Source organism: Variovorax sp. CF079 (assembly GCF_900101545.1).
In the GTDB taxonomy this organism is placed as follows: Bacteria; Pseudomonadota; Gammaproteobacteria; order Burkholderiales; family Burkholderiaceae_C; genus Variovorax.
Map to the genome: position 1 here is coordinate 1 of NZ_FMZU01000052.1, position 5,425 is coordinate 5,425.

General features: G+C 69.6%; 4 protein-coding genes and 1 pseudogene. 3 read left to right on the forward strand and 2 right to left on the reverse strand.

The window, feature by feature from the left end; all coding sequences use genetic code 11:
- Together BLS74_RS33405 and BLS74_RS33410 are read right to left on the reverse strand one after the other, a co-directional pair.
- Positions 1 to 233, reverse strand: a pseudogene (locus BLS74_RS33405) (haloacid dehalogenase type II); the annotation flags it as partial.
- A 174-nt stretch (positions 234 to 407) separates the two neighbouring features.
- Complete coding sequence (locus BLS74_RS33410; protein ID WP_093112316.1) at positions 408 to 1,889, reverse strand: aldehyde dehydrogenase family protein; 1,482 nt, start codon at positions 1,887 to 1,889, stop codon at positions 408 to 410.
- Positions 1,890 to 2,127: 238 nt separating this feature from the next.
- Here BLS74_RS33410 and BLS74_RS33415 point away from each other — a divergent pair, with 238 nt between their 5' ends.
- The 3 genes from BLS74_RS33415 to BLS74_RS33425 are packed head-to-tail and all read left to right on the forward strand — an operon-like array spanning position 2,128 to position 5,115.
- On the forward strand, positions 2,128 to 3,006 hold the full coding sequence (locus BLS74_RS33415; RefSeq protein ID WP_093112320.1) for a GNAT family N-acetyltransferase: 879 nt from the start codon (positions 2,128 to 2,130) through the stop codon (positions 3,004 to 3,006).
- A gap of 5 nt (positions 3,007 to 3,011) precedes the next feature.
- The gene (locus BLS74_RS33420; RefSeq protein ID WP_093112322.1) at positions 3,012 to 3,947 is read left to right on the forward strand and encodes a 2-hydroxyacid dehydrogenase; all 936 of its coding nucleotides are present in this window, start codon (positions 3,012 to 3,014) and stop codon (positions 3,945 to 3,947) included.
- 4 nt (positions 3,948 to 3,951) lie between these two features.
- Positions 3,952 to 5,115: an aminotransferase class V-fold PLP-dependent enzyme gene (locus BLS74_RS33425; RefSeq protein WP_093112318.1), complete on the forward strand. Its 1,164-nt coding sequence runs from the start codon at positions 3,952 to 3,954 to the stop codon at positions 5,113 to 5,115.
- Positions 5,116 to 5,425: the final 310 nt, after the last annotated feature.

Below are 5,425 nucleotides of genomic sequence, written 5' to 3' on the forward strand. Positions count from 1 at the left end.
TGGATCTTCCACTTCCTGCACAGGCGGCGCACCGCGTTCTTCAGCACCACCTCGTAGGGCTGCCAGTCGCCCAGCACCTCGTCGAAACGGTAGGCCGTGAAATCGGCGATGAACTGCTCCATCTGCTCGGCCGGGATGCGGTCGGCGAAGATGTCGCGCGTCATCTCGCCCATGCGAAAGCGCGTGAGGGTGCCGTAGCAGTCGAAGGTGATGTACTTGGGACGGAAGCTCATGATGGTCTCGGTTCCTTGGGTGGCAAATGCGACAAGCTCATTACGAAGTGATTGCAGCACGCACAAGCGCTCGGGTTGTAGGGAAATGGGGCGCCCGGCGCACGAAAGCTGCGGTTTGGAGGGGGTGCGGCGGCATGCCGTGCGGTCTGCCCCTCGCGTGTGCAGCCGCGCACCTCAGTGCGTCGCGGCGAAGTCGATGAGCACGCTCTTGAAGCGCAGGTTGGCCTCGACCGCCTGGCGGCCCAGGTCCTTGCCGATGCCCGACTGGTGGTAGCCGCCGGTGGGGATGACGAAGTCGGCGCTGCGCCCGTAGCGGTTGATCCAGACGGTGCCGGCGGAGATGCCACGCATCGCGCGCAGCGCGCGGCCGATGTCGGCGGTGTGCACGCCGGCCGCCAGGCCGTAGTGTTCGTGGGCGGCCAGCGCCAGGCCTTCCTCTTCGTCGCCGAAGGTCTGCACCGTGAGCACCGGTCCGAAGATCTCTTCCTGCACGGCCGGGTTGGCCGCGTCCACGCCCTCGATCAGCGTGGGCCGGAAGTAGGCGCCGCCGGGGCCGCCGTCGAACAGGCCGCCGCCGCAGCGCATGCGGCCGCCGGCCTCGCGCGAGCGATCGACGACGTCCTGGATGCGCCCGGCCTGCAGCGCCGAGATGATGGGCGGCAGCGTGGCCGCGTCGTCCCAGGTCGCGCCCGGGCGCAGCGCTTCGAAGCGCGCGGCGATGCCTTCGAACAGCGCCTCGGCGATGCCGCGCTGCACGATCAGCCGCGAACCGGCCACGCACACCTGGCCCGCGTTGCCGGTGATCGCGCCGGCGATCATGCCGGCCAGGCGGTCCACATCGGGCGCATCGTCGAACACCAGCTGCGGGCTCTTGCCGCCCAGCTCCAGCGTCACCGGCTTGGGGCCGGTCAGGGCGCAGGCGGCCATGATGGCGGCGCCCGTGCGGGTGGAGCCGGTGAAGGTCATTTTCGAGATCAGCGGATGCCGCGAGAGCGCGTCGCCCGTGGTGCGGCCATCGCCCTGCACGACGTTGAAGAGGCCGGGCGGCACGCCGGCCTCGACGGCCAGCTCGGCCAGCCGCAGAGCGGAGAAGGGCGTCAGTTCCGAGGGCTTGAGCACCACCGCGTTGCCGGCGGCCAGCGCGGCGCCGACCTTCCACGACACCATGACCAGCGGGAAATTCCACGGCGTGATGGCGCCGACCACACCATAGGGTTCAGCCACCACCATCCCCAGATGATCGTGGCGCGTGGCCGCGACCTCGCCGCCGAGCTTGTCCGCGTACTCGGCGAAGAAGCGCAGGCCTTCGGCCGTGAATGGGACGTCCCAGGCGATGGCGTCGCGCACCGGCCGCGTGGAGCACACGGCCTCCAGCGGCCCGAGCCGCGCCGCGTCGGCTTCGATCAGATCGGCCCAGCGGCGCAGCACGCGCGCGCGTTCGCGCGGCGCGCGGCGTGCCCAGTCGCTCGCGCGCCACGCGCTCCAGGCATCGTGCACGGCAGCGTCCACGGTGGCCGCATCGGCCAGCGGAAGCTCGGCATGCGGCTGGCCGTCGGAGGGCCGCTGCACGACCATGCGGCCGCCATCGGGGACCAGGCGTCCGCCGATGAAATGGCCCGAGGGCACGTGGATCTGTCGCGGGTCGAAGACTTGCATGGTGGACTTTCGATGGCAATCTGTTGCCGAAACGCGAGGTCGCGAAACGGCGCTCGATGCTAGGCAGGTTGGCGCGGCATTTGTGTGCGTAAGCGCGCGCGCTGCCGCATCGAATTGCGAAACCAGGGGCCGCGACAGGCGAAGCTTGCAAGTTGCGGAGAAGCGCGAATTGGGTCTGGCGAAAGGCGCGGATGTCGTCCAAGATGACCTGCCTTTTCGCTGCAACAAGACCTTCCCGATGCCTGCCCAGACACCGAATGCACCTGCTCTCGACGGCGTGGTGCTGAGACCAATGACCGCCGCGGACCTGCCGCTCGCACATGCGCTGACGGCGGAGCTGCGCTGGCCGCACCGCCCCGCGGACTGGGAGCAGGTTTTCGCCCATGCCGAGGGCATCGTCGCCGAGCGCGACGGCGAGCTCGTCGCCACCGCGCTGCGCTGGCGCTGGGGCGAGCGTCACGCCACCATCGGCCTCGTGATCGTGGCGCCGGCCTGCCAGGGTCGCCGCCTCGGCCACCGGCTCATGAGCGCGCTGCTCGAAGGCCTGGACGCGCACACGGTGCTGCTGCATGCCACCGCCGACGGGCGCGGCCTGTACGAACGGCTGGGCTTCGTGCGCACCGGCGAGCTGCGCCAGCACCAGGGCGTGGCCCAGCCCGCGCCGCTGGTTGCGCTGCCGACGGGTTGGCGCCTGCGGCCCGCCGGCCTGCACGAGGCGCCGGCCTTGCAGGCGCTCGACGCGGCGGCGCGCGGCATGCCGCGGGATGCGCTGATCGCCGATCTGCTGGCCAGCGCCGACGCCTGCGTGGTGCTCGACCATGACAACGAGCCGCGCGGCTTCGCGATGCTGCGCCGCTTCGGGCGCGGGCATGCGATCGGCCCCGTCGTCGCGCCCGATGCCGAAGGCGCGAAGGCGCTGATCGCGCACCTCGCCGGGATGAACGCTGGAAACTTCACGCGCATCGACATCGACTTCGCCAGTGGCCTGGCCGAATGGCTCGAGAGCATCGGCCTCTTGCGCGTGGATGCGCCGACCACGATGGTGCGCGGTGCGCCGCTTGCCACGCCGCCGGGCGGGCCGGCGCTGTTCGCGATCGTGACCCAAGCCGTCGGTTGATGGCGATGGGCGCGACCACCTTCCTTTACAAGTCAGACCCGGTGCGCGGCCGCCAGTGGGCCGAGGTGTTCCGGCGCCGCGCGCCCGAGATCGACTTTCGCATCTGGCCCGACATCGGCGACGCGGCGCAGGTGCGCTTTCTTGCGGCCTGGGAGCCGCCGCCGCAGCTGGCCGAGCGCTTCCCGAACCTGGAGGTGCTGTTCTCTTCCGGCGCCGGCGTCGACCAGTTCGACTTCGCGGCGCTGCCGCCGGACTTGCCGGTGGTGCGCATGGTGGAGCCCGGCATCGTGCAGGGCATGGTCGAGTATGTGACGCATGCCGTGCTCGGCCTTCATCGCGACATGCCGAGCTACCGGCGCCAGCAGCAGGAAGGCCAGTGGCGCCCGCTGCCCGTGCGGCCCGCGAGCGAGCGGCGCGTGGGCATGCTCGGGCTCGGCTCGCTCGGCCAGGCGGTGCTGGCGCAGCTCGTCGGCCTGGGCTTCGATTGCGCGGGATGGAGCCGCTCGCGGCATGCAGTCGACGGCGTGCAATGCCATGCGGGCGCCGACGAGCTGCCCGCTTTCCTCGCGCGCACCGACATCCTCGTGTGCCTGCTGCCGCTCACCGATTCGACGCGCGGTTTTCTCGATGCCCGGCTGTTCTCGATGCTGCCCGAAGGCGCAGGGCTGGTGCACGTCGGCCGCGGGCCGCAGCTGATCGATGCCGATCTGCTGGCCGCATTGGCCAGCGGGCAGATCGGCGATGCCGTGCTCGACGTGACCGACCCCGAGCCGCTGCCGCCGGAGCATGCTTTCTGGCGCCATCCGCACGTCCAGCTCACGCCGCACATCGCGAGCATGACGCAGCCGCTGAGCGCGGCAGAGGTGGTGCTCGACAACCTGCAGCGCTTCGAGGCCGGCGAACCGATGATCGGCCTGGTCGATCGCGCGCGGGGGTACTGAGGAGATGCAGGAACCTCAACGCGACAACGAGGAGCGCTGGGAGCAGGTGCGCGCGCGCTATCCGGCGCAGGAACCGCTGCTCAACCTGAACAACGCGGCCGTCAGCCCGCCACCACGAGCCGTCGAGCAGGCGGCGATCGAGGCCTTTCGCCTGGTCAGCCGCAACCCCGACGTCAACATGTGGACCCGGCTCGATGCGAATCTGCCTTCGATCAAGGACGCGCTGGCTGCCTTGGTCGATTGCGATCCGGCCGAGATCGCGCTCAACCGGAACTCGACGGAAGGACTCAGCACGGTCATCTTCGGCGTGACCATGCAGCCCGGCGACGAAGTGGTGGTCTCCGAGTGGGACTACCCGAGTGCCCTCGGCGGCTGGCAGCAGCGCGCCGCACGGGAAGGCATCCGGGTCGTGACCGCGCGCTTCGATCCGCTCGACGATGACGACGCCATCGTGAGCGCCTACTCGAATGCGTTGACGCCGCGAACGCGCGTGATGCAGCTGACGCACATGCTGCATTGGACGGGGCGCGTGCTTCCCGCTGAGCGCCTGTGCAAGCTCGCGCGCGAACGTGGCGTGGTGTCCTTGGTCGACGGTGCGCAGACCTTCGCGCAGATGCCCGTCAGCTTCCGAACGCTCGGCTGCGACTTCTTCGTCACCAGCCTCCACAAGTGGCTGGGTGCTCCCGTTGGAAACGGCATGTTGATCGCGCGCCGCGAGCGCATAGCATCCACATGGCCTTTGATGGCACCGTTCGAAGACGCGCCGGATCGCATCGACAAGTTCGACCACTGGAACCTGGGGACCTACAACTCCGCCCTGCAGGCGGGCATCACCCCCGCCATCGAGATTCATCGCGAAACAGGTGTCCATGCCATGCACGCTCGCTTGCGCGAGTTGACCCGCTATTGGGTAGGACTGGCCAGCGGCATTCGAGGGTTCAGGCTGCACACGCCGGTCGACGACGAGCGGCTCGCCGCAGTCAGCCTGTTCTCGATTGCCGGCGCTGACATGAGGCATGTCGAGCGGGAGCTGCGCGAAAGGCACCACGTGCACGTGAAGTACCGCCGCATGGGGCCGGTCGAGGGCTTGCGAGTCTCGCCGCATGTCTACACCCGGAAATCCGAGCTGCAGCGCTTCGTGGAGGCGCTGGACCGCGTGCTCGGCTAGCACGGCATCCGACGCGGGCGCTTTCTCGCCGCAGAGGTCTCACGGCACGATCTGCTGTGGCGAAGCACACAACCGCAGCCTGCTTCGCGCAATGCACCCAAAGCAGCACCACGCGATGCGGTGCGCCGCCTAAGCTGATGGCCATCGAAAGCCTCTTCGCTCTCGCTCCATCCGACACCGACATGACGCATCCCACCGCATTGCCCCACCACGCCGCGCTCGACGCGATCGACCGCGCGCATCTGATCCATCCCGTCTCGCCCTGGCGCGTGCACGAGAAGCGCGGCCCCACCGTGCTCGCCTCGGGCCG

What these genes read in the sequence shown, in the direction of transcription:
- BLS74_RS33420 (WP_093112322.1), top strand. Translation starts at nt 3,012, where the DNA reads ATGGGCGCGACCACCTTCCTTTACAAGTCAGACCCGGTGCGCGGCCGC.
- BLS74_RS33410 (WP_093112316.1), bottom strand. Translation starts at nt 1,889, where the DNA reads ATGCAAGTCTTCGACCCGCGACAGATCCACGTGCCCTCGGGCCATTTC.
- BLS74_RS33415 (WP_093112320.1), top strand. Translation starts at nt 2,128, where the DNA reads ATGCCTGCCCAGACACCGAATGCACCTGCTCTCGACGGCGTGGTGCTG.
- BLS74_RS33425 (WP_093112318.1), top strand. Translation starts at nt 3,952, where the DNA reads ATGCAGGAACCTCAACGCGACAACGAGGAGCGCTGGGAGCAGGTGCGC.